The 23,973-nt window shown below is 40.9% G+C and carries 23 protein-coding genes, 2 tRNA genes and 1 rRNA gene; 9 read left to right on the top strand and 17 right to left on the bottom strand.

Annotated elements, in window-relative coordinates:
• Window positions 1-22: 22 nt before the first annotated feature.
• On the top strand, window positions 23-1,927 hold the full coding sequence (locus KDU71_RS16230; protein ID WP_212192144.1) for a S8 family serine peptidase: 1,905 nt from the start codon (window positions 23-25) through the stop codon (window positions 1,925-1,927).
• 76 nt (window positions 1,928-2,003) lie between these two features.
• On the opposite strand, the gene KDU71_RS16225 is transcribed toward KDU71_RS16230, so the two are convergent.
• Both KDU71_RS16225 and KDU71_RS16220 read right to left on the bottom strand, forming a co-directional pair.
• Window positions 2,004-2,077 (bottom strand) — tRNA-Asn (locus tag KDU71_RS16225).
• Between the two features lie 40 nt (window positions 2,078-2,117).
• Window positions 2,118-2,191: transfer RNA gene (locus KDU71_RS16220), tRNA-Asn, on the bottom strand.
• A 148-nt stretch (window positions 2,192-2,339) separates the two neighbouring features.
• On the opposite strand from KDU71_RS16220, the gene KDU71_RS16215 reads away from it, so the two are divergent.
• Together KDU71_RS16215 and kbl are read left to right on the top strand one after the other, a co-directional pair.
• Window positions 2,340-3,320, top strand: coding sequence for an adenosine kinase (locus KDU71_RS16215; protein ID WP_212192143.1), 981 nt, complete (start codon window positions 2,340-2,342; stop codon window positions 3,318-3,320).
• A 97-nt stretch (window positions 3,321-3,417) separates the two neighbouring features.
• Entirely contained in the window at window positions 3,418-4,608 is a 1,191-nt protein-coding gene (kbl, locus tag KDU71_RS16210) for a glycine C-acetyltransferase (RefSeq protein ID WP_212192142.1), read from the top strand.
• A gap of 61 nt (window positions 4,609-4,669) precedes the next feature.
• Here kbl and KDU71_RS16205 read toward each other — a convergent pair whose 3' ends face one another.
• Both KDU71_RS16205 and KDU71_RS16200 read right to left on the bottom strand, forming a co-directional pair.
• Window positions 4,670-6,487 carry an ankyrin repeat domain-containing protein gene (locus KDU71_RS16205; RefSeq protein WP_212192141.1) on the bottom strand — a complete coding sequence of 606 codons (1,818 nt, stop codon included), beginning with the start codon at window positions 6,485-6,487 and terminating at the stop codon, window positions 4,670-4,672.
• Window positions 6,488-6,579: 92 nt separating this feature from the next.
• Window positions 6,580-6,948, bottom strand: coding sequence for a YccF domain-containing protein (locus KDU71_RS16200; protein WP_212192140.1), 369 nt, complete (start codon window positions 6,946-6,948; stop codon window positions 6,580-6,582).
• A gap of 115 nt (window positions 6,949-7,063) precedes the next feature.
• Between KDU71_RS16200 and KDU71_RS16195 the strand changes: the two genes are divergently transcribed.
• The gene (locus KDU71_RS16195; RefSeq protein WP_212192139.1) at window positions 7,064-7,711 is read left to right on the top strand and encodes a hypothetical protein; all 648 of its coding nucleotides are present in this window, start codon (window positions 7,064-7,066) and stop codon (window positions 7,709-7,711) included.
• Here KDU71_RS16195 and KDU71_RS16190 read toward each other — a convergent pair.
• Together KDU71_RS16190 and KDU71_RS16185 are read right to left on the bottom strand one after the other, a co-directional pair.
• On the bottom strand, window positions 7,708-8,322 hold the full coding sequence (locus tag KDU71_RS16190) for a deoxynucleoside kinase (RefSeq protein WP_212192138.1): 615 nt from the start codon (window positions 8,320-8,322) through the stop codon (window positions 7,708-7,710). The genes KDU71_RS16195 and KDU71_RS16190 overlap by 4 nt on opposite strands.
• Before the next feature lie 12 nt (window positions 8,323-8,334).
• A complete protein-coding gene (locus KDU71_RS16185) occupies window positions 8,335-9,846 on the bottom strand; it encodes a GH3 auxin-responsive promoter family protein (protein WP_212192137.1) in 1,512 nt (503 codons plus the stop codon).
• 396 nt (window positions 9,847-10,242) lie between these two features.
• Here KDU71_RS16185 and ahpC point away from each other — a divergent pair, with 396 nt between their 5' ends.
• The 4 genes from ahpC (at window position 10,243) to KDU71_RS16165 (ending at window position 14,723) form a co-directional block, all read left to right on the top strand.
• Complete coding sequence (gene ahpC / locus KDU71_RS16180) at window positions 10,243-10,806, top strand: alkyl hydroperoxide reductase subunit C (RefSeq protein ID WP_212192136.1); 564 nt, start codon at window positions 10,243-10,245, stop codon at window positions 10,804-10,806.
• Window positions 10,807-10,895: 89 nt separating this feature from the next.
• Window positions 10,896-12,455 carry an alkyl hydroperoxide reductase subunit F gene (ahpF, locus tag KDU71_RS16175; protein WP_212192135.1) on the top strand — a complete coding sequence of 520 codons (1,560 nt, stop codon included), beginning with the start codon at window positions 10,896-10,898 and terminating at the stop codon, window positions 12,453-12,455.
• Between the two features lie 104 nt (window positions 12,456-12,559).
• Window positions 12,560-13,432 carry a D-hexose-6-phosphate mutarotase gene (locus KDU71_RS16170; RefSeq protein ID WP_212192134.1) on the top strand — a complete coding sequence of 291 codons (873 nt, stop codon included), beginning with the start codon at window positions 12,560-12,562 and terminating at the stop codon, window positions 13,430-13,432.
• Between the two features lie 79 nt (window positions 13,433-13,511).
• Window positions 13,512-14,723: a C45 family peptidase gene (locus KDU71_RS16165; RefSeq protein ID WP_212192133.1), complete on the top strand. Its 1,212-nt coding sequence runs from the start codon at window positions 13,512-13,514 to the stop codon at window positions 14,721-14,723.
• Window positions 14,724-14,756: 33 nt separating this feature from the next.
• On the opposite strand, the gene KDU71_RS16160 is transcribed toward KDU71_RS16165, so the two are convergent.
• The 3 genes from KDU71_RS16160 to KDU71_RS16150 are packed head-to-tail and all read right to left on the bottom strand — an operon-like array spanning window position 14,757 to window position 16,691.
• Window positions 14,757-15,188 carry an MgtC/SapB family protein gene (locus KDU71_RS16160; protein WP_212192132.1) on the bottom strand — a complete coding sequence of 144 codons (432 nt, stop codon included), beginning with the start codon at window positions 15,186-15,188 and terminating at the stop codon, window positions 14,757-14,759.
• A gap of 23 nt (window positions 15,189-15,211) precedes the next feature.
• Window positions 15,212-15,634 (bottom strand): gamma-glutamylcyclotransferase family protein, encoded by a 423-nt coding sequence (locus KDU71_RS16155; protein ID WP_212192131.1) that lies wholly within the window; start codon window positions 15,632-15,634, stop codon window positions 15,212-15,214.
• A complete protein-coding gene (locus KDU71_RS16150; protein ID WP_212192130.1) occupies window positions 15,621-16,691 on the bottom strand; it encodes a CNNM domain-containing protein in 1,071 nt (356 codons plus the stop codon). Before KDU71_RS16150 ends, KDU71_RS16155 begins: the two co-directional genes overlap by 14 nt.
• A gap of 315 nt (window positions 16,692-17,006) precedes the next feature.
• Here KDU71_RS16150 and KDU71_RS16145 point away from each other — a divergent pair, with 315 nt between their 5' ends.
• Window positions 17,007-17,423, top strand: a complete 417-nt coding sequence (locus KDU71_RS16145) for a (deoxy)nucleoside triphosphate pyrophosphohydrolase (RefSeq protein WP_212192129.1) — start codon at window positions 17,007-17,009, stop codon at window positions 17,421-17,423.
• Between the two features lie 5 nt (window positions 17,424-17,428).
• Here KDU71_RS16145 and KDU71_RS16140 read toward each other — a convergent pair whose 3' ends face one another.
• The 8 genes from KDU71_RS16140 to rrf all read right to left on the bottom strand — a co-directional run.
• On the bottom strand, window positions 17,429-17,620 hold the full coding sequence (locus tag KDU71_RS16140) for a YwbE family protein (protein ID WP_212192128.1): 192 nt from the start codon (window positions 17,618-17,620) through the stop codon (window positions 17,429-17,431).
• An 11-nt stretch (window positions 17,621-17,631) separates the two neighbouring features.
• A complete protein-coding gene (locus KDU71_RS16135; protein WP_212192127.1) occupies window positions 17,632-19,146 on the bottom strand; it encodes a TolC family protein in 1,515 nt (504 codons plus the stop codon).
• Between the two features lie 4 nt (window positions 19,147-19,150).
• Entirely contained in the window at window positions 19,151-20,365 is a 1,215-nt protein-coding gene (locus KDU71_RS16130) for an efflux RND transporter periplasmic adaptor subunit (protein ID WP_212192126.1), read from the bottom strand.
• Between the two features lie 224 nt (window positions 20,366-20,589).
• Window positions 20,590-20,958: a DUF805 domain-containing protein gene (locus tag KDU71_RS16125; RefSeq protein ID WP_212192125.1), complete on the bottom strand. Its 369-nt coding sequence runs from the start codon at window positions 20,956-20,958 to the stop codon at window positions 20,590-20,592.
• 67 nt (window positions 20,959-21,025) lie between these two features.
• Entirely contained in the window at window positions 21,026-21,895 is an 870-nt protein-coding gene (locus KDU71_RS16120) for a 4-hydroxy-3-methylbut-2-enyl diphosphate reductase (RefSeq protein ID WP_212192124.1), read from the bottom strand.
• A 3-nt stretch (window positions 21,896-21,898) separates the two neighbouring features.
• Window positions 21,899-22,597 carry a (d)CMP kinase gene (cmk, locus tag KDU71_RS16115; protein WP_212192123.1) on the bottom strand — a complete coding sequence of 233 codons (699 nt, stop codon included), beginning with the start codon at window positions 22,595-22,597 and terminating at the stop codon, window positions 21,899-21,901.
• A gap of 57 nt (window positions 22,598-22,654) precedes the next feature.
• On the bottom strand, window positions 22,655-23,806 hold the full coding sequence (locus KDU71_RS16110) for a CapA family protein (protein WP_212192122.1): 1,152 nt from the start codon (window positions 23,804-23,806) through the stop codon (window positions 22,655-22,657).
• A 75-nt stretch (window positions 23,807-23,881) separates the two neighbouring features.
• Window positions 23,882-23,973, bottom strand: a 5S ribosomal RNA gene (gene rrf / locus KDU71_RS16105); the annotation flags it as partial.

Below are 23,973 nucleotides of genomic sequence, written 5' to 3'. Positions count from 1 at the left end.
GGAATCACTAAAAATTATTGTCATGAAAACAGTTGTATTATTGGTGCTGATACTATTCCACATCGGTCCTGTAAGATTAACGGCACAAGAAAAAATTGTTATTAATAAGGCCGAAGACCTCCCCAAACACTCTTACGAGCTTGTAGTTGATGATGCCCTTGCATTTATTCAGGATGAGCAAAAAGTACTTCATCTAGCTCAGCAGATTAAAACAGATTTGCTTAACGTCCTGGCAACATACGAAATCAATGACAATGCCAGCAAACGTGATATTTATGCCAAGTTGAGAGATATTGCTTTTATTGAAAATGATTACAAAACCGTCATTGAATGCATCGAAAAAGAAAGAAAGTATTCCGACAAAGCATCTGCAAAACTAATCAGAGCTAAAAGCATGGAATCTATTGCCAATGCGATGCTTAAATGTGATGCGAAAAATCTTGAAGCCTGTGAAAAAGCAATTAACTTATATCTGGATGATTTTTTTCTTAACGTTGACTTTTCCATAGTACAAGAAGACGTTGAAGAATTCAAAGGCATTCTTGAGATATGGAGTAAGAATATTGCTATATCCCCTCTAAAAGGAACCGTACAAACTGCACTTGATAAAAACAAGGGCAATGTACCTCAGGAAATCGCCTTTGCTTTAGTTGGCACATACGCCGATATTACTTATTTCTTCCCATATAAAGATATTATATACACAAACTATGTCAGCAATCTGGAGAAGTACGGAACCAAAGAGGTGATGGTTGACATTTGGACGGACAGGAATGTCTCCATGGATAATCATCCGGATAATAAGCATGTAACTATTGGCATATGGGACACAGGCGTAGATATGGATGCTATGCCCGAGTCAAAGCGTTGGACCAACATCAACGAAAAGCCAGACAATATTGATAACGACAACAATGGTTTTGTTGACGACATACATGGTGTGGCCTTTAACCTTGAGGGATTAAAAACAACTTCATTACTGCACTCACAAGGCAATAAGGCGAAAAATAAAGAAGATGCAAAAGCCTCATTAAAAGGATTGATGGATATATTTGCCAATATATCTTCTGATGAAGCAACTGCATTAAAAAAGGAATTCGCATTGGTGCCTCCGGAAGAGTTTGAGGCCTACTTCGAACAACTCATACTATATTCCAATTATGCACATGGGACACATGTAGCGGGTATTGCCATTGAAGGCAATCCTAAGGCAAAAGTACTTTCTGCCCGATTAACCTTTGACCATAAGCTAATGCCAGAATTGCCAAACGACGAAAAAACATTGAATTGGGCGAAAATGTATACTGAGACAATCCAGTATTTCAAAACAAACAATGTAAGAGTGGTAAATATGAGTTGGGGCATTGATCTCAATCAGGAGTTTATTGCTCCACTTGAAATGCATGGGTATGGAAAAAGCGATGAAGAGCGAAAAACCTATGGTCAGAAGTTATTTGAAATCCAAAGAAAGGCGTTTACAGAAGCTGTAGCCTCAAATCCAGACATACTTTTTATCTGTGCCGCTGGTAACAGCAACAATGATGTTGACTTCGCTGCAGATTTTCCGTCCAGCTTAAACTACCCCAACCTTATTACTGTTGGTGCTGTGGATAAAGCCGGAAAAAAAACCTCATTTACCACAGAAGGTAAAAGCGTTGATGTATATGCCAATGGATATGAAGTGGAAAGTGTAGTGCCTGGCGGAGATGTAATTGCATTTTCAGGAACCTCAATGGCTTCACCCCAAGTAACAAATCTGGCAGCAAAAATGCTCAGCATCAATCCTAAATTAAGTCCCCCAGAAGTGATTGATATTATTACATCTACATCTTCAACATCTGAAGAGGGCATAAAACTAATACATCCAAAGCATGCTATTGAAAAAGCTCGTGAATGCAATGTTTTTCCTTTGCCAGAAATGCCATAGATTAAGACAACTTCAGTTAATTACAACCAAAATAAACATATACAAAAAAGCCACCTCTATTGAGATGGCTTTTCAGCTCCCCAGGTAGGACTTGAACCTACGACCTACGGATTAACAGTCCGCCGCTCTAACCAACTGAGCTACTAGGGAAAATATTTTCAATCAAAGCTTTCGTTTAAGCTTTTTAAAGCTCCCCAGGTAGGACTTGAACCTACGACCTACGGATTAACAGTCCGCCGCTCTAACCAACTGAGCTACTAGGGAATTTGAATTTCAAGATGTCTTGAACCCCATTGTTGAGGAGGCATTTTCGTCAAATGCGTTGCAAAACTATAAGGAATCTTCAAAATATGCAATATCTTTGTCGAAAATTTTTAGAATAAATTTACCCGGAAATATTAAACGATTAAGGATGAGCAGTGTATTAGGATTAGGAAATGCGTTGGTAGATGTGCTGGCAATACTGGAAAACGACCAATTATTAGATGAATTGAATTTACCAAAAGGAAGTATGCAGTTAGTAGATGAAGCTGCAGCCCTAAAAGTGAAGGAAGCAACTTCTCATATTAAAAAAGATTTGGCTAGCGGCGGTTCTGCTGCTAATACTATTCATGGCCTGGCCAGCCTGGGTGTTAAAACCGGCTTCATTGGCAAGATAGGTAAAGATGAGTTGGGGCAAGTTTTTAAAGCCGACATGACAGCCCATAACATTACCCCTCACCTGCTGGAATCAGATACACAAAGCGGACACGCCAATGCACTGATTAGTCCTGATTCGGAACGCACCTTTGCCACCTACCTGGGTGCTGCAGTTGAATTATCGCAGGATGATTTGGCCGAGGAACTGTTCAAAGGCTATAAATACTTTCATGTAGAAGGCTACCTGGTGCAGAACAAAGCACTGATTGAAAAGGCTTACCAACTGGCCAAAGCCAATGGCTTAATTACCAGCATCGATTTGGCAAGTTTCAATGTAGTTGAGGATAATCTGGAGTTTCTGACTAACTTAATCCATAACTATGTGGATATTGTATTTGCCAACGAAGAGGAAGCCAAAGCCTATACAGGTAAAGAAGGTGAAGAGGCACTTCTGCAATTGGCACAAGGCACACAGGTAGCCATTCTTAAGCTTGGCAAAGAAGGCTCAATGATTAAACGCTCCAACGAAATAGTTAAAGTAGGTATTATTCCCGCTAAAAGCATTGACACAACCGGGGCTGGTGACTTATATGCCTCTGGTTTCTTATTCGGTCTTATCCAGGAATTGCCTTTGGAAAAATGTGGTAGAATCGGTTCTATCCTTTCGGGACATGTTATTGAGGTAATCGGACCGAAAATGAATGAAAGTACGTGGACTAACATTCAAAAGCTTATAAAAGACGAATTAAATTAATTCGTAAGTAAAAAAGTGCTTTTAGTCATTGTTCTTTAGTTTCAATGCCCGTACTTTTGAAAATTAAAATCGATTAATCACACGAAAAACGATAGTCATGTACGGTAAATTTCAGGATTTTCTGACCAAGGAAATTGAAGTCATCAAGGAATCTGGTCTGTATAAGAACGAACGCATTATTACTACCCCTCAGGGTGCCGAGATTAATGTTCAGGGCGGTGAGCCGGTACTTAACTTTTGTGCCAACAACTACCTTGGCTTATCTTCACATCCGCGTGTTGTAAAAGCTGCTCAGAAAGCATTAGACACACACGGTTATGGTATGTCATCGGTACGCTTTATTTGTGGCACACAAGATATCCACAAGCAGCTGGAAGCAAAAATTGCTGAATTCTTTGGCATGGAAGACACCATTCTATATGCAGCCTGCTTTGATGCTAATGGTGGTGTATTTGAGCCATTATTTACAGCTGAAGATGCTATTATATCAGACGAACTGAACCACGCGTCTATCATTGATGGAGTGCGTTTGTGTAAAGCAGCCCGTTACCGTTACAAGCATGCCGATATGGCTGATTTGGAAGAGCAGTTGAAAGCCGCGCAGGCGCAACGCTTCCGCATCATTGTTACCGACGGGGTATTCTCAATGGATGGTGATATCGCCAAATTGAATCAGATTTGTGATTTAGCCGACAAATACGATGCCTTAGTGATGGTTGATGACAGTCACTCATCAGGTTTCATCGGCAAAACAGGTCGTGGAACTCATGAATACCATAACTGCATGGATCGTGTTGACATCATTACCGGTACACTTGGTAAAGCATTAGGTGGTGCTTTAGGCGGATACACAACCGGTAAGAAAGAAATTATCGACATGCTGCGTCAGCGCTCTCGTCCGTATTTATTCTCTAACTCATTGGCTCCATCAATCATTGGTGCAGCGTTAGAGATTTTTGATATGCTGACTGAATCAACAGAATTACGCGACAAAGTGATTTCAAATGCTGAATACTTCAAAACTAAGATTGTTGAGGCCGGTTTTGACATCAAGCCAACCGAATCAGCTATTGTAGCATTGATGCTTTACGATGCAAAATTGTCGCAAGAATTTGCTGCGCGTCTGTTAGAAGAAGGCATTTATGTCATTGGCTTCTACTACCCTGTTGTACCAAAAGGACAGGCTCGCATACGCATTCAGTTGTCAGCCGCTCACGAACAACATCATCTGGACAAAGCCATTGCTGCTTTCATTAAGATTGGTAAAGAACTGAAGGTTATAGAGTAAATTCTGTTGCTACAGCTATACAATATTAAAAAGGGCACTCGTTGAGCGCCCTTTTTTTTGATTATAACAATCGTTCAACTTTCTCATTTAAATCAACTAAGAGTTGATGCAGTCCTGGATATAAGGTAGAGCTAATTTTGGCTTTATCACCAATCTGCCTTTTCAGCAAATCACTTAAAGTATGACCTTCATAGTTGACTAAATGCAAATTAGTCCGTTCAAGTTCATTAGTCAGACACCTAATACAATCTTTTGCTTGCTCTGCATCATTTAATCGAAAACGCAGATTTTGCAAAGCATCCATCAAAGGGGTATTACCCAAAGCATTTTGAACATTCAGGTCTGTATCGCTATTCTCAACGAGCGCTTCTACCAACTCTGCATTATCATTTCTTACAGCATGGTGCAAAGCCGTTAAGCCCTCTCCATCATGGCCATTAACATCACATCCGGTTGCATTTATGAGCTGATTGATTAACACAGCTCGTAATCGCATGTTAGAAGCAATTTCATTTTCATCATAGCCATAGGGCCTGTGACGGGTATCGCAAAGTGCCGCCAATGGTGTTGATGCATCTTGCCGTCCATTAGGATTGGCATTGTAATCAAGGCAGAGCTTTATATTTTCAGTAAAAAATGCAGTATCCAATTCCGTTACATTAAAATCAACCTGATTAAGCATCATCCACAACTCATACGTTGCCCCCTTATGAAAAGCCTTATCCGCTTTAAGCTGCTCAATAAGCTCATCATTGACATCATCCAGCCAATTCTTACGTTCGGCGTAGTCATAAGCCGTAAAAAGCACGTTGTTTTGATGATTGAGGTTTAATCCCTCTCGTTGCAGAAAAAGTTTAATCAGCTCAACACCTCGTTGACTGATGCGATTAACACCGGTTTCATAAGCCATCAAATACTCTTGTAACGGATTATTGCAATAGTAGTAATTGGTACGGTTCACATCGCATCCATCGTGATGAAGCAACGCTTGAATAAGTCTTAAATCATGCCCTTTATTACAGCGTCTGCCTGCTTCCACATCATGCATATAGTAGTTCCCAACCGCATAGTGCAAAGCTGTATTACCATATGCATCCTGCAAATTCAGATTGACTTCAGGCAACATACAGGCCTGCTCAAGGATAGAGAGTCGTTGCCTATCACCACAATCAGCCCATTGATTTAATAAAAACAAATGGTGTAGTGGCGTTTGTCCCAAACTATCCTGCTGATTCCAGAATGGCTGACTCCACTCCCGGTAATTACCCTTTAAACGAATGGTTACCTTACTCCACTCTCCTTCGTCAATTCGCCTATTGAGGTTCGCATCTTTATAAAGCAATAAATAAAACTCGCTCAAACGAGCTTGCGACATTTCCTCATTATGCCCCCAAAAGCCTAATGAATCCACTTCAAATTCGAGCATTAGCTGCTCATCCTTCTCTGAAAGAAGCTTAACTCTGTTACTGGTTTCATCCTGATAAAAAAGATAATGATGTGCATTGGAGTTAATGTTTAGCACTTCATACTTTTCGTTTTGAGACGGAGCCATTCCGGTACCAGCCCCAAAACATGGCAGCGAATCTGCAGGTATGCCTGGATATATGTTGGGCATTTGGCTTTCGCTTAAAAAAGCCGCTATGCGCATATTATAAAACTGCTGCTCAACTTCATCAAATCTGCCACACACAAACCGTATAGAAAAAGCTTCTGGGTCCACTTCTATCTCCGTCTGACCTGCATACAATGGTTTTTCCTGCTCACTTTGATATATATAGGCAAAACTCTCAGGCACCTGTTCCATCTTAAAAACCTTACAAGCAAATAAGCTCAAACCAAAACAGCCCAGTAATAAACTTTTCTTTATAAAGTATTTCATAATCTTCAATAGCATCAACCTCTGAAGCGCAATAATCCAGCACACAATGCCTATTGCATGCCATACCAATGTAGTCTCTAGTTATATAATGTTTACCTCACCTCTTTACCAAACGGCACCAGTGCAATATGGGCCAGTTTAAAATGCTGGCGCGCAAATGGAATACCAATAATGGTGATAGCTAAGAGAATTCCAAAAATCAGGTGAGATATAGAGATCCAGATGCCTCCAATGAAAATCCAGATGACATTCATTAGCGTATTTAAACAACCACTGGCTTGTGGCTTATCTACTACCTGACTGCCAAATGGCCAGAGTGCCAGAATACCCAACTTCATGGTTTGTAATCCGAAAGGGATACCTATAATGGTGAGCATCAATATAAGACTAGACACAAAATATTCAATAGCTGTTAACAGGCCTCCAAACAGCAGCCAGATGATATTTCCTAAAACTGACATAGGTTAAAGATTTAATTCGGGATTCAATTAGTGGATCCCTCAGGTTTTTAGTTATAATATTGACTAAAACTAATAAACATTTTTTATTTTCACAGCTAATGCTTCAAACGACGTTATGCGATTATCAGCAATTCTGTTACTTTTTGTTTTATTCATCAGTCATACTGTGGCTCAGGATTATTTTCTCGGTGGTAAAATAGGCTATTCATTTCCTACAAATATTGGACGCTCATCGGATGAGTTGGGCTTTAAGGATGTTGCTGAAAATGGATGGCAGGCTGCCATTATGGGCAAATGGTTCTACAACGAACGTCTTTCATTGGGTTGTGATTTAGGCTATCAGCTTCAGGATGGTAGCGACTTTTGGAATGTGCAGCAATATGGGGAAGTAAGCGCTTCGTACCAAACCATTCGTTTGCTGGCCAATGGAACCTATTATTTTAGTCACGATGAAGTGCGGCCTTACATAGGTTTATCATTTGGCGCTTACTACATGATGAATACCATTGATTTTGCCTCGAATGGACTTACTAACCAGTCGGTGAAATACACTGCTAAAGTATGGAAGCCAGGTGTAGCACCACAACTTGGTCTTCTGGTTGAATTATCGAAAAAAACTATGCTGGATATCCATGTGCAAATGGATATCATCACTAACATGCAAGCCATTTATTATCCGGATGCTGAACCGGATTACACAGAGAATCCGCATGAGAAGCAAAACCAAATAAGTATCAATATTGGTTTATTATTCGGCCTTTAAAACAAGCCATGTAACTGGGCATTTACCTTATCTATGATCATGCTCAAATCAGCTTTGTTTTTGATAAAGTCTATTTCGTTAGCATCAATAATAAGTAGTTTGCCTTTATTGTATTTTTCAATCCATGCTTCGTAACGTTCGTTGAGTCGCTTGAGGTATTCGAGACGTATATTGTTCTCGTAATTCCGTCCGCGTAATTGAATCTGGTTGACCAAAGTAGGAATTGAAGCACGCAGGTAAATCAGTAAATCTGGCGGTTGCACCAAACTACTCATTAACTCAAATAACGATTCATAGTTTTCAAAATCGCGACGGCTCATCAAACCCATATCAAACAGGTTGGGCGCAAAGATGTAGGCATCTTCATAAATGGTTCTATCCTGAATAACGGTTCTTCCTGTATTCCGAATTTCCTGTACCGATGAAAAACGGCTCTTTAGAAAGTAGATTTGCAAATTGAAGGACCAGCGCTTCATATCTTCATAAAAATCTGGCAAATAAGGATTTTCATCCACATCTTCAAAATGCGCTTCCCATCCAAAATGGTGAGCGAGCAATTCGGTTAACGATGTTTTACCTGATCCAATATTCCCTGCTACCGCAATGTGCATATCTTTTCGTTTCTAATGGTTTAACTTCAGTAATTCGTCAATATATTCCCTGTTATTAGCCAGGCGAGGTATTTTATTCTGTCCGCCCAGTTTATTCTTACTCTTTAGCCAATCCATAAACAAATGGTGTCTGGCCACCGTCACTTTTGGTCCCTCAAGCGTGATGTTTTTGTAACGCTTCGCCTCATAGTCGCTATTCACTTCCTGCAAGGTTTTATCAAGCAGTTCGGTAAAGTTTTCAAGCGATACAGGCATGGTATCAAATTCAATCAGCCATTCGTGTGCACCTTTTGTTTCTTCACCCATAAAAACGGGCGCAGCCGTATACTCTTTAATAACCGCATTGGTGGCTGCACAAGCTTTATCAAGGGCCCGCTCGGCATTCTCAATCATCAGTTCTTCACCAAATGCATTAATGTAATGCTTGGTTCTTCCGGTGATGATGATTTTATGGGGGCGTAAGGAAGTAAATCGCACCGTATCGCCAATCATATAACGCCATAATCCACTATTGGTTGTAATCACCATGGCATAATCAACGCCCATTTCCACATTTTCAATGGTTCTGGCATCCGGATGTGGACTGGTAATCTGATTTAAGGGAATAAACTCGTAAAACACCCCATAATCAAGCATCAGCAGCATACCCGGATCATTCAGATCATCCTGAATACCAAAGAATCCTTCTGAAGCATTGTAGGTCTCCATGTAATTCATCTTATCCGTCGGTATCAACTCTTTATATTGCTTACGATAAGGTGTAAAGTTGATGCCCCCATGCATAAACAATTCCAGATTTGGCCATATTTCCAATAAATTGGATTTTCCGGTTTGCTTGAGCAAATGCTTAATCAGCACCAGAAACCAACTGGGTACACCCGCCAGCGAGGTTACATTATCTTTAATGGTTGTCTCGGTAATTTTCTCCAGCTTGGCCTCCCATTCATCCATTAGTGCAATGGATTGTTCGGGTGTCCGGGCAAAATGTGTCCAGAAAGGCAGGTTCTCAATCAAGATAGCTGATAAATCGCCGTAATAACTTTCATTACTGAAGTTATTGATCTGATGACTACCACCCAAGGTCAGGCATTTACCACTAAACATATCTGAATCAGGATTATTCTGCAGGTACAATGCCAGCACATCTTTACCTCCCCTAAAATGGCAATCTTCCAGTGTCTCTTTGGTCACTGGTATAAATTTGCTTTTGGTAGAGGTGGTACCAGAGCTCTTGGCAAACCATCTAATATCACCAGGCCAGAGTAAATTACTCTCCCCTTCTCTTAATCGCTCAACATAAGGACGTAAACCTTCATAGTCCTGAACAGGTACACGCTCTGCAAAAGTACTATAGCCTGCTATACTTTTAAACTCAAACTCTTTCCCTATGGTCGTATGCTTTGCTGAATCAAGCAAACGACGCAACTCTGCTTGCTGCACTTCCTCAGGGTTTTTCTTAAAGTGATCTATTTGAGATAATCTTCGGGCATTAACCAGTGATATAATTGAACTCAGTATGGGCATATAAAATCTATCGGTTAGCAATAAATAATTCTATCATCTCCTCTATCAACAGCACCATTGCGAATAATTATCAATCCACAGGGATTAAAGATAAGTAAAAATGATTTGTGTATAAGCTCTTAGTAAGCCCTATTCACACTAATTCAGGCAAGGTAGCTAAGGATATATACATTATACACAAACAACACATTATTTGATCGTTAAGTATTCCGATATATTTTTTCTCATATCCAACAATCATGTACATACATTACAACTACCTCATATTCTGTTGTTATAGTCTTTGTCTATCATTAGTATAATTACTATCTATTTGATTGATATTGCTTCAGTATGTAGTTTTGCTTCTGTAAAAATTTAAACAACGAAATATATTAACATTTAAACATTATAACTATGTCACAGATTGGAAAACAGATTGTAGATTTTGAAGTACAAGCATACGTAAACGATGATTTCAAAGCAGTTAAAAAAGAAGATGTATTAGGCAAGTGGTCCGTATTTTTCTTCTACCCAGCAGATTTTACATTTGTATGCCCAACCGAGCTGGAAGATTTAGCCAACTCATATGATGAGTTCAAAGCAACCGGTGCCGAAATCTATTCTGTATCGACCGATACACACTTTGTACACAAAGCATGGCACGATACTTCTGATACCATCAAAAAAATCAAATACCCCATGTTAGCCGATCCAACAGGTGTTTTATCACGCGGATTTGAAGTGATGATTGAAGAAGTTGGTCTGGCAGAACGCGGAACATTTATTGTGAATCCACAGGGTGAAATCGTATCGTACGAAGTGGTAGCTGGTAATGTTGGCAGAAATGCCGATGAGCTATTACGCAAATTAAAAGCCTTGCAATTTGTTGCTGAACACCCATCAGAAGTGTGTCCGGCTAAGTGGAAAGAAGGTAACGAAACTCTAAAGCCAAACATTGACCTTGTAGGTAAAATTTAATAACCAGGCACTAAAAGTCAGAAGGCCATCCTTGAGGTCTTCTGACTACCTCTCTTCACTCTCAATCCCAACTTTTAAAACAGACAAACATGTTAGAACAAGCTATAAAAGACCAGGTAACCCAAGTATTCTCCAACCTGAAAAGTCAGTTTACATTTCAGGTGGCAGTAGCCGATAAGCACCCTAACACAAACGAATTGACAGGCTTGCTTGAAGACGTTGCAGCTTGTTCCAATAATATTACGACAGAGGTTACTGTTGGGCCAAACCTTAGCTTTACCATTCTTAAAAATGGCGAACCAAGCAATGTAACTTTTCGTACAGTACCAACCGGTCATGAATTTACAACCTTACTATTGGCAATTCTTAACCTGGATGGTATTGGTAAAAACCTGCCCGACGAGATGCTTACAAAGCGCATCAAAGGCATTAATCAGAAGGTTGAGCTGAAAAGCTATATTTCGCTTAGTTGCACCAACTGTCCCGATGTTGTACAGGCGCTTAACATCATGGCATTTCTGAATCCGAATATAAGCCATGAAATAATAGACGGGGCCATAAACAAGGAAGAGGTTGAAGCATTAAATATACAGGCAGTACCTTCCGTTTACGCCAATGGCCAGCAGCTGCATGTTGGGCGATCATCATTAGGTGAATTGCTGACCAAGATTGAAAAGCAGCTAGGTAGCACATTCAAACCAGCAGCATCAGAATCGAAGACATACGATGTAGTGGTAGTTGGTGGCGGGCCGGCCGGCGTTTCAGCAGCCATTTACTCTGCCCGTAAAGGTTTTTCTGTAGCATTGGTGGCTGAAAAGGTAGGCGGCCAGGTTACTGAAACCGTTTCTATTGAGAACATGATATCAGTGCCCAAAACAACTGGTGCCGAGCTATCAGCCAATCTGATGAGCCACTTAAATGATTATTCGATTGATATTTTGGAGAACAGATTAGTTGAAAAAACAGAACTGATCGATGGTAAAAAACATTTAACCACTTCACTTGGAGAAACACTTATAACTCCAGCCTTGATAATTGCCACCGGCGCTAGCTGGCGTAAACTGGGTGTGCCTGGTGAAAGTGATTACATTGGAAATGGAGTGGCATTTTGTACTCATTGCGATGGGCCGTTTTACAAAGGTAAAAAAGTAGTAGTCGTAGGTGGTGGCAACTCCGGTTTGGAAGCTGCTATTGACCTTTCTTCAATTGCCTCAGAGGTAACAGTTCTGGAGTTTATGGATAGCCTGAAAGGCGATCAGGTGTTGCAGGATAAGCTAAAACAACTTTCCAACGTGAAGATTATTACAAATGCCCAAACACTAAGTGTGGATGGCGATGGTAGTCAGGTTAATGGATTAACATTTAAACACAGAGCAACAGAACAAGAGGAAGCCATACAAACCGATGGAGTATTTGTGCAGATTGGTCTGCAGGCGAACAGTAAAGTATTCGCTGACATGGTACCTACCAACCGCATGGGTGAAATTGAGATTGACGCACATTGCCGTACCAACGTAAAAGGTGTATATGCGGCAGGCGATGTATCTATCGTTCCCTACAAGCAAATCGTTATTGCCATGGGTGAAGGTTCCAAAGCGGCACTGTCAGCCTTCGAGGACAACATTAAAGGTGTTTTGTCTGCTAATTAATATGTAAATGAAATACAGCCAAGGGGTCTGCGTATTTAATGCGTGGGCCCTTTTTTTGTTATCATCCAGAATCAATACTTTTGCTGTTATCTAAAACACAAACAATGAATCCGGAAGTATTAAACACACAATTTGGCATCGTCGGTAAAATAGCTTTTCAGCCATTTGAGCACACCATTGTTGCTGAGCTGCAGAGCAAGCATGCAACAGCTAAAGTATCGTTATATGGGGCACATGTACTAAGCTTCATCCCCAATGAACAAGAGGATGTGCTCTTTGTAAGTCCCAAAGCCATTTTTAAGAACGGGAAAGCTATCCGTGGCGGTATTCCTATATGCTGGCCCTGGTTTGGTCCTCATCCGGTGGATAGCTCACTACCGCCACATGGCTTCGCACGCATCTCCAACTGGGCCGTAACCAACACGTCTGCCAGCGATGAAGAAGTAAGCATCGAGTTGGGCCTTACCTCCAATGCCGAAACCATGCGGCTTTGGCCCTATCAGTTTGAAGCCAGATTACTCCTAAAACTGGACCAAGAGCTAACTGTTGAACTGACAACCCGAAATACTGACAATAAACCATTTGAGGTAAGCGCAGCCTTACACAGTTACTTTAATATTTCTGACATTGAAACTGTTACGCTCGAAGGGCTATCCAGTGTCGATTATCAGGATGATGTAGCCAATGCAAATGGACATCAAACAGATAAATTGCTTGCTTTTGGTCAGCGCACCGATCGACGCTATCGCACATCGGATACGGCCATTATTCATGATACCAAGCGCGATATCAGTGTGAAAAAGTCGGGCAGTGGCATAACAGTGGTTTGGAATCCGGGTGCTGAATTAGCGATGCAAATGGGCGATTTGGCTGAACATTATCAACATATGCTGTGTGTAGAAGCAGCCAACAGCCTTGATGATACAATTGTGATTCAACCGGGTATGTCACACACATTAGCCACTACAATCAGTTGATTTAGCTGATACTGACAAAGCTCTTTGTTTTATTAATTGCAAAGAGCTTACTTGCTTTTCTAAATCCAACAACGATTCTATGAAACATCTACTCATTGCCCTGATGGCTCTGCTCATCGGGCATCCCTCAGTTAAGGCCTGTACCACCGCGATTGTATCTGGTAAATATACGGCCAATGGGCGACCAATCATCTGGAAGCTGCGTGACACCGAAACATTTGAGAACAAATTACGCTACTTCAGTGATGGAAAATACGATTACATCGGTTTGATAAACTCATCTGATGCCAAAGGCGAGCAAGTATGGGGTGGTTCCAATGCGGCCGGATTTGCCATAATGAATAGTGCATCCTTTAACGTCAACCTCGATGATACCACTTCATTTAAAGATCAGGAAGGCTTCTTTATGAAAGAGGCATTGCAAAAATGTGCCAGTTTGGAAGATTTTGAAGCACTCATTCATGAAAGACCAGCACCTAAAGGATTGGCTGCGCATTTTGGCGTATTGGATGCCAAAGGGGGCGTGGCGTTTTATGAAGTGAATAATTACAACTATACAAAATTTGATGCCAACGATCCTGCCCAGGCACCAAACGGCTATATCATTCGCACCAATTACTCTTTCACCGGTAAAAAAGATGTTGGCTATGGTTTTATTCGCTACCAAACGGCTCAGGATATCTTCTATCAGGCCGAATCAATGGGAGCGCTCAACACGCAAACCATCTTACAGAATTTTTCGCGCTGTCTCAAGCATGCGGTTCTGGATGTGGATTATCGTCAACAATACTCGGCAGTTCGCAAAGGTCAGCACTTTGTTAATTCAGGAGATATGATCACACGCCATGGCTCCTCATCGGCCATTTTAATAGAGGGAGTGAGCAGAGGTGAAGCACCTGATTTATCAACTATCTGGACTATGGTTGGATTTCCGAGCACCTGCCTGTCGGTACCAGTTTGGGTTAAAGGAGGAAATAACTTACCTGCCATGTTAACAGCAGAGGGTGAAGCCAACTGCGAATTGAATGAGCTAACACTTCAACTTAAAAAGCGATGCTATCCCATTGAACGCTCAGCCGGCTATAAATACCTCAATGTTTCTGAATTAATTAACAGCGAGGGAAGTGGCATTATTCAACACCTCGAGAAAGTAGAAGCATCGGTTTTTTCAACAACAAAGCAGAAACTGGATCAATGGCATATCAGTGCACCAACCATCAAAGAAATAAAAGAGGTTTATACCTGGCTGGATGATTTAGTAAGGAAAACATACCATGGTTTTTCAGAATAAAATATCAAAGGGGTATTATCTTAGATTATACCCCTATTCTTTCTCTCCCTCTCCTCTGTTCTCAAGGTGTTTATCGAGTAATAACATCACTGAGTTAATGGCTAAAACCAGCACCGTAGCTATGATAGCTTCGATGTGATAGCCTGCTCCGGCCAGGCAACCAATGGCTGAGCTACACCAGACTGTTGCAGCTGTCGTCAGGCCATGCACATTAACACCTTCTTTAAATATAATGCCTGCACCCAGAAAACCTATACCTGAAACTACCTGGGCAATAATGCGTGTAACATCACCCTCTGTTTGCGTAATATTAACCGATAACATCACATACAAAGCCGAACCTATCGTCACCAGCGTAATAGTTCTTAAACCAGCTGACTTATGGTGCCAACTTCGCTCAAAACCAATGAGAAATCCTGCTCCCAGTGCTATTACCAATCTTAATGCAAACTCGGTATATGTCATCGCAATAATTCAATACAAGATGTTTACGAAGTCTGGGTAAGATATGCCCGATAATTACCTGATGGGATATGAACCAAGTCGTCAACCGGCCAGTTATATAGGTACACCCAACAGTTGAATACCATTCCAAAGTCATCAAATACCTCGACTACCTCTCTAATGTACTCACAGGGCTCAGAAAAATCAACTCCTGTCTCCTCATATTTATCCAACTCATTCAGCACTTGTTCTTCACTTAGCAGGCTGTAGATCTGGCCATACACCCTTTCATCAATTTGTTGGGTAACGATAGCTCCGGGATAGTCATCCACTTTGTATAATTTGCCCACTAAAAAGCCCGATGTGATAAACTTTGCCTGTTGATTCAAATAGGTAGCCATCGGGTGATCCGAATTATTTAATAGGGTGCCATACACAAACAGGTAATGGCCATTATTGGGGCTCATTGCTCTTATTTTGATTCCCCGCCTGCTGGTATTTGGCCATACGGGCTTTCCAACGCTGACGCGCATATTCCTGCATATCTGTTACTGTGTCTTTTTCATCAACAATTTCAAGCCCCAGAAGCGTTTCAATAATGTCTTCCATAGTTACAATGCCATCCATACCACCGTATTCGTCCACCACCAACGCGATATGTTCTTTTTGCTTCATCAGCTTCTCCCATATTTCAAACAACACAGTTGAATAAGCCACCATAACAATATCACGCCTGATATCTTTAAGCTTTAAATCATGATGATCTTCAGCCAGATTTTCGAACACTTCCTGTCTGAAAACATAGCCAGTAATATTCTCATCATGTCCTGAATAAACGGGTATACGCGAAAAATTGAGGTATTCCTTGTTGTTAAGAAAATCCTGTAGTAGCATCTCCTCATTGGCAATAGCTACTACAATCCGTGGCGTCATGATTTCCTTCACCTTTATATTTCTCAGCTTAAGCAGGTTTTGGATTATCTTGTGCTCTTTGGCATTAAAAATACCTTCGTCGGCACCAATGGTAGCCAATGCTGCAATCTCTTCTCTACTGGTGGTTTTTTCATCCTTATTGCCAGATAGGGCGCGGGTTATTACTGCCGACATCACCACCAGAGGATAGGTCACAAACATCATGGCCTTAATGACAATTGCTGAGAACCTGGCCAGATTTCGCCAGTAATTGGCCCCGATAGTTTTTGGAATAATCTCAGTAATAACCAGAATAAGGATGGTTAATATAGCCGAAACAATGCCAAAAGAAGCTTCACCAAACACTTTAATGGCCTGAGCACCCACTCCGGCAGCCCCAACAGTATGTGCGACTGTATTAAGCGATAGTATAGCTGAGAGTGGCTTATCAATGTTACTCTTCAAACCGGCAAAATAAGCTGCCCAGGATTTACCCTCGCCACTTTTAACAAATAAAAAAGACTGGGGTGTTGATAACAGCACTGCTTCCATAATTGAACAGAGGAAGGAAATGAACAGTGCCAGAAATAGATAAACAAAAAGTAATAGCATGTTTTTTACATTATGAGCGGCCATTCACCTGGCTGCATTTGTCCAAATTTATTTTTAATTTTTACCATTTCCTACCTTTTTATGCGACTTAACAAATCTTAATTATCCGATTCTGAATACTTATTAGCAGGTAATGATGCATAAGCAATTTGGTGCGACTTTTCCATTTTAGAGCAATAAAGCTATTCAATATCAATCTTTATGACTAATTAACTATGCACTTGCAGGTTTAATGAGTTTTATTACTTTTATGCCCGTCTAAACCCAAAACACACAAATCTTCATTAATTGAAGGTTAGCATATTGCTATTCGAAATGAGTTCTACTACAAATGAGTTAATACAGGTAACTTGTGCTATTATTGTTGATAATGGCAGAATACTGGCTGCTTTACGCAGCAGGCAAATGAGTCAAAGCTGGAAATGGGAATTTCCTGGTGGCAAAATTGATAAAGGCGAAACTGCGGAAGAATGTGTCATCCGTGAAATTAAGGAAGAACTAAATATCCTTATCACAGTTAGTGAGTCACTTACTCCAACTATTCACTCCTACCCGGATAAAACAATTGAACTAATTCCGTTTATTTGTTCAATAAAAGAAGGCACCGTTACAGCGGTAGAACACGAAAAGGTTAGCTGGTTCTCACTTGAAGAACTTAAATCACTCAATTGGGCGGATGCTGACCTGCCTGTGATGGAAGAGTTTGTGAAACGCCAGGTAGTTAAAGTTTAACCTACTTATACTATCTTTTTTACCCTTCCAACCTGGCCATCTTCTAAGCGTACTTTTATACCATGCGGATGAAAGCTGCTCTTGGTCAATATATCCTTGACAACACCCTCGGTCAACTGACCTGTTCGCTGATGCTGTTTGAGGACAATACTTACATTGTCACCCGGCTTAATGTTAGTTCTATATCGGCCATCCATGAGCTACGCTATTATATGTTATCAACTGGTTTTGCCTTTTTGAGCAATCCTCCCAGAAGCGGATTATCATACATGATTTTTTGCCCTTTCTCAAAATCATAGAGGGTTAGTTCTCGTAAACGGTAATAGGCCACCCAATAGGTTTCCAACGAATTTATATAGTCACGCTTAGCCTTCTCCCGCTCCGACAGCGAAATATTCAGGTCTGCAATACTTATCTCACCATTCTGGAACTTCTTAAGCGCAATCATATAGCCATTATTAGCCACCAAATCAGCTTCTTCTGCAATTTCTAACTGTGCCTTCAACAGGCTAAATTGTTCGACCTGAACTACAACGGTTCGCTCAAAATTTTCTCTATCGCGCTCCACATCAAATACCACCAGGTCGCGTCTGCTTTCTGCCAATTTAACATTGGATGATGATTTGCCCCAATCAAGAATTGGAATGGAGAATGATAATCGCAAATACTTCTGGTTGGCCGGTTCATCATACACCCCGGGCCAGTCGTAGGCAATGTTTGATGTTCCGTAACTACCATGCAGGGTGGCAGATAAACCATTTCCCCGCTTAGCTTTGGTCAGTTCACGTTCAGCTTCCACCAGGCGTCGTTTATATTGGGTTGTTTCTTTGCGGTTTTCGAGTGCCTCACTTAAGGCCATCTCGGGATCGACCTGGAATAAAAACATATTGAGGGGCATAATCAGCTCAATTTGTGTATGTTGGTCAAGACCAATGTAGGACTTTAGTTCAAAGTCAGCATTTTTTAAATCCATACTGGCCTGTGTCAGTGACTTTTGTGCAGTTAGCACCGACAGCCGAATGCGGGAATAATCATTCTCAGAGATAGTTCCCAGTTTACGCTTTGTCTCTGCAATACGCAAGTTGTCCTTACTGTTCGCCAGGTTATTTTCGGCGAGCTTATAATTGGTCTGCACCCTTAAATACTTAAAGAATCGCCAGGTGGCATTGCGGGATATTTCTTCAATGGTTTCAACAAAATCTTTCTGAGCCTCATTGTACACCATTGGCTCTGTTTTTAGTGCCCACTTCATCCAGTTATAGGCAAAAACCGGTTGTGTAAATCCAATTTTATAAGGGTCTCCTGAGAAACTGACTTCATCTTTTAGTAAATCCTGATTTCGGATAACCGAACTACTGGCATATATTCTTGTGCCTGTTTGAGGAATTGATTGATTAACCGAAAGCGCGACGTTATTATTAAATCGGCCCACTTCTCTAAATTCAATACTACCATCCCCTTGTTTTACCGGCTCTGTGCCCTCATAATAGTTGGGCAAATTACCTTCTACCACCAACTGTGGCCTGAACTGTGCCTGAAAGTTCTTCCATCGCCAATAGTAATTTTCATAGCGGTTTTGAGCATATTTAACCGATGATGATTGATTGATGGCTAAATCAACCACATTTTGTAGTGTTAAGCTAAATGTATCCTTCTCATTTGACTGCGCCCTGCTGTTAGATACGATTAAGACAGCCAGTATTAATATTCCAACACGTCTCATCCTTCTATTTTTTTAATTTTTCTAAACTTACCGATGTCTCTTTTCCAATGGCCGATACAGTGGATATCACCACTTCATCACCCTCTTCCAGTCCTTCCTGCACTTCAATGTATTCATCGGTTGCCAGACCAAGTTTCAACTCTTTTTGATTGGCACTATCGCCATTAACAACATATACGTGTTGCACTTTTTTGTTGCTAATCATGGCTCCTTTCTTAATGCGAAGCACATCGTATCGGGCACGTTTTACTATTTGTATGTCTACTTTTTGATTAGGAATAAGCTTTGGATGCTGGCTATTGGTCAGATGCACCGAGAACTCTAAGTTACCGTCTTTCAGCTGAGGCATGATGGTGCCAATACGACCTTCAAGCCTGGTATTATCAACCACCACATATGCGCGCTTACCAGTTTTTACCATGTCGCGAAATTTACTATCTATCGTAGCCTGTATTTTAAAACAGGTTAAATCCGACAGGCTAACTAATAATTTATCACCCTGAATCTTCTCGCCTTTCTTTCCATGTATGGCCAAAATAATGCCATCGGAAGGAGCTTTTACCTGTAGGCTTTCTAAGAGTTCCTGTTGGTGTTTAATTTCCTTCTGTTTAATATCAATTTGCAGCAACAGCCCCTTTTCATCGGCCTCCAATTGCTGTAATTTAATCGCACTCTTCTGCTGAACCAGTTGCAATTCTTTCTCGGCTAAAACCAGTTGTTGCTTTGTTTCATCAAACTTGGCAGGCGAAATTCCCCCAACTTCAAGCAGCTGTTCCTGGTCGGCCAAGGTGGCTTTAATCGATGAGATTTTCAGTTTCTTGGTTTCGATGTTGTGTGATAGATCTGCTTTATTGCTGCGTGCTGCCAATCGGGTTTTTTCAAGGTTATTCTGCATAACAGCCAAATTATCATTGAGCTGTTCTATTTTATCTTCCACCTCTTTGGTGTTTAGCACCAATATTGTTTCACCCTCCTTCACTTCCTGGCCAGGTTCTTTAAGAATACTGGTAATGATACTGGCAGTAGGACTTAGCAGCAAAACTTCATTGGCAGGCTCAACAAAACCAGCTGTTGACTCCCATGTTTCAATATTGCCTTTATCAACCACGTAGGTTTCGTAGGTGCCAGTGCCGGATTTAGCCTGACAAGCAGTAAGACATATTATCAATGTAAAAAATGATGCAACTTTTAGGCTATGCAGAATAATCGATCGATTCATAAGATTCTAGTGTTGAAACCGGCCTCTAAGACCAAATACTTTCAGGTTGCCACAAAAATAACAGATGCTTTTTAATCCTAAGGGTATAATTGTGTTCAAATTACATTGTTAAATGACAAAACGAGTAATTTTTACCTTTTATAAATAAAAAAGCCCGAATAGAAGTTCTATCCGGGCAAAGCCAATTACAAATGACTTGTAAATATCATAGCATAATCACAGTATCAGAAAGATGTTGCTTTTGGATGGGGTCCATACTGATTATCTCCTACATTACCTTCTGTTACGGTTAGAATAAGGTACCATATACTGCCAATGAATGGCACCATCGGAATCAGAATCATTGCGTCACTTTTACCAATATCGTGCATGCGGCGCACACTAATTGCCAATGTTGGGATGATCATTCCCAATAAAAACAATGTAAGTATTGGAGTAAAATAAATACCAGCTGTGCTGATGATCATGACATCAAGAATTCCCGCAACCATTGCAAAAAGTGTATAAAATAAAACAAACATCCAATACTCTTTTCTTCTTGCCCTTCCTGAGAAATCAGCATACTTTTTTAATGCTGCAATAAAATAATTCATTTCTATTTGGTTTTAGAGTTTATAAAAAAAGCCCTTTCCATCTGGTCAAGGGCTATCAGTTCTTTAATTATCGTGGCATCGAAATCGTCCTGATATAGTTGGCAACTTGTTCCATTAGCCAGTTGGGGGTAGATGTAGCTCCACATACGCCAACAGAAGAAGTGTCTGGATTGAACCACTCTGTCCTCACGTCTTCAGCTGAGGATACGAAAAAACTATTGGGATTCACTTGTTTACAGGCATCAAACAATACCCGGGCGTTACTACTCTTCTTTCCACCAACAAAAACCACCGCTGAATAGGCCTTAGCAAACTCCTTTATCCGCGGAACACGTCCTGTTACCTGCTTACAAGTGGTATTGTGCCATTTTACATCATTGTGACATCTGGTTTGGATAAGCTTTACCAGCCTTGCCAGTTTATCGGGGTCCTTTGTGGTTTGTGCAAATATTTCAACGGGCCGTTCAGCATCAATGAGGTGAATATCCGTTTCGCTTTCAATAATTATCGCTTCATCTTCAGTTTGTCCCATTAAGCCTATCACTTCGGCATGACCTGGTTTACCAAAAATGACAATCTGGCCACCAGCTGTCTTTTGTTCCAGATAGGCTTGTCTGATTCGTTGTTGTAACTTAAGCACCACCGGACAGGTTGCATCCTGCAGCTTCAAGCCAGACGCTTTAATTTTATCGTAAGTGGCAGGTGGTTCGCCATGCGCCCTGAACAGCACAGTTCCATCTTGAAGTTGCTCTAAGTCATTATGCTCAATGATACGCATTCCCAGTTGATTTAACCTGGTCGATTCAGCCTCGTTATGCACAATATCGCCAACACAGTATACTCTTTCACCATCACTGAGTAGTTGACTTGCCGCTTCAATGGCTTTTTTTACACCAAAGCAGAAACCGGAAGACTTATCAATATCAACGGTTATCATCAGCTAAAGCAGATTGCGGTCTTTAAGCACCTTAATGATCCATTCAAGCTGTTCTTCTTTATTCAGTTGACTATTATCCAGTACAACAGCATCCTCAGCCTGAATTAACGGACTTTCTTCGCGTGTACTATCGAGGTAATCACGCTGCTTCACATTCTCAAGGATAGCATCAAATTCTACCATATCCCCTTTTGCTGTTAATTCATCGTAGCGTCGCTGAGCTCTGATTTCAGGAGAAGCTGTCATAAACAATTTCAGGTCGGCATTTGGGAAAACAACCGTTCCGATATCCCGGCCATCCATAACGATGCCACCTTCCTTACCCATTTCCTGCTGCAACTCCACCAGCTTTTTCCTGACAAAACCAATTGCACTGATAGCACTCACGTTGTTGCTTACTTCCAGACTACGAATTTCATCTTCCACACTAACGCCATTTAAAAAAGCTTCATTCTTCTTTTCTTCCGGTTGATATTTAAAAGAAATGTTGATTTCGCCAAGACGTTCTTTTAATGTGGCTTCATCGGTATTACCATTCTGAATTAAGCCATTTTGCATGGCAAAAAGTGTTACAGAACGATACATGGCACCTGTATCAATATATACGTACCCAAGTTCTTTGGCTAAATCTTTCGCTACTGTACTTTTCCCGCACGACGAATGACCATCGATTGCAATTATTGATTGTTTATTGTGCATCATTTTATTTTAGTTGGATGCAAATTTAGAAAATATGTAACAACCACCATTTTTTTAATTTTATAAACTTACCAATCCACCAGGATGTACATCCGGAACATCCATTTGAAAGCCATTAAGCCTGCTTAACGGTTGATTAAACTTCTTTTCATCAACAGCCTTATTGTACTTCAATATCTCTCTCGCTTCTGTCACATATTCATTCATACGTTTTCGTGCTGTTTCCTGCATCCATTTAGCATTCTTGTACCGAACTGCCGGCATTACATAGAAATGCTTCTTATCGCCAATTATTGGTGTATAAACCCACGTTAACTGATACTCGGCATTAATAACTTTTGTAATACCATCCTTCTTTTCTAATTCAACAAACAATAAAGCCGATCCATCGCGAGGAGCCGGCCGTTGATTAGAAATAAAATTACCCATACTATAGGCCACAAGACTCTGTCTTTCATTGTGCACTGTTAACTCCATGGGTTGCAGCACGTGTGGGTGCGACCCAATAATGATATTTATGCCTTTCGATTTGAGCCAATTTGCCAAACGCTTTTGTTCAGGATTTGGTTTCGTCTGGTATTCCCAGCCCCAGTGCATACATACAATCGTTTCATCTACATGCATGGCCATGGCTACCTGAATATCTTTTGCAATTATGGCTGTGTCGATATGATTGACGATATTTGGAGGTTGAACATGAATGCCGTTTGTACCATATGTATAATTCAAAAATGCAATTCGAAATCCATTCTTTTCAATGATCATTGGAGTGTGTTTTACCCTGTCAAGCGAGTCCTTAAATACACCTGTGCGCGGCATACCCTTTTGATCCAAAATATCACACGTGCGATTTAAGCCCTTCTTTCGCCGATCCACGCAATGATTATTGGCCATCACCAATGCATCAATGCCGGCTTCCTGTAAGGCATCTACTAAGGTATCTGGCGATGAAAAAGCCGGGTAACCTTTATGCGGAGGACCAGCAAGTGTAACTTCTAGATTAGCAATAGCGATGTCGGCAATCTTAATATCATCTTTTATATACCTGAAACAACTGTTATAGTCAAACTGATCGCCGTTTCCAATGCGTGCGCTTTTTATTTGTGAATCGTGCCCCATTACATCTCCCATAAACACAAGTGATAGAGTAGAGCGCTCCTGAGCTGAGGATAATTGAGGGAGCAGTAGTAAAATGAATAGATACAAGCGCATAATCAGTTTTTTCGATAAAAATAAGTATTAAACGCAAAAAACCCCTTATTCATTCGAATAAGAGGTTTCTCTAAAAAAAGGCGGCGACCTACTCTCCCACTTCTACGCAGTACCATCGGCGCTATCGGGCTTAACTTCTCTGTTCGGAATGGGAAGAGGTGGAACCC

The sequence above is a fragment of the Carboxylicivirga sediminis genome (assembly GCF_018156225.1).
GTDB lineage: Bacteria > Bacteroidota > Bacteroidia > Bacteroidales > Marinilabiliaceae > Carboxylicivirga > Carboxylicivirga sediminis.
The sequence above is the reverse complement of the archived record's forward strand: the minus strand, read 5'-3'. Positions and strand labels throughout refer to the sequence as shown.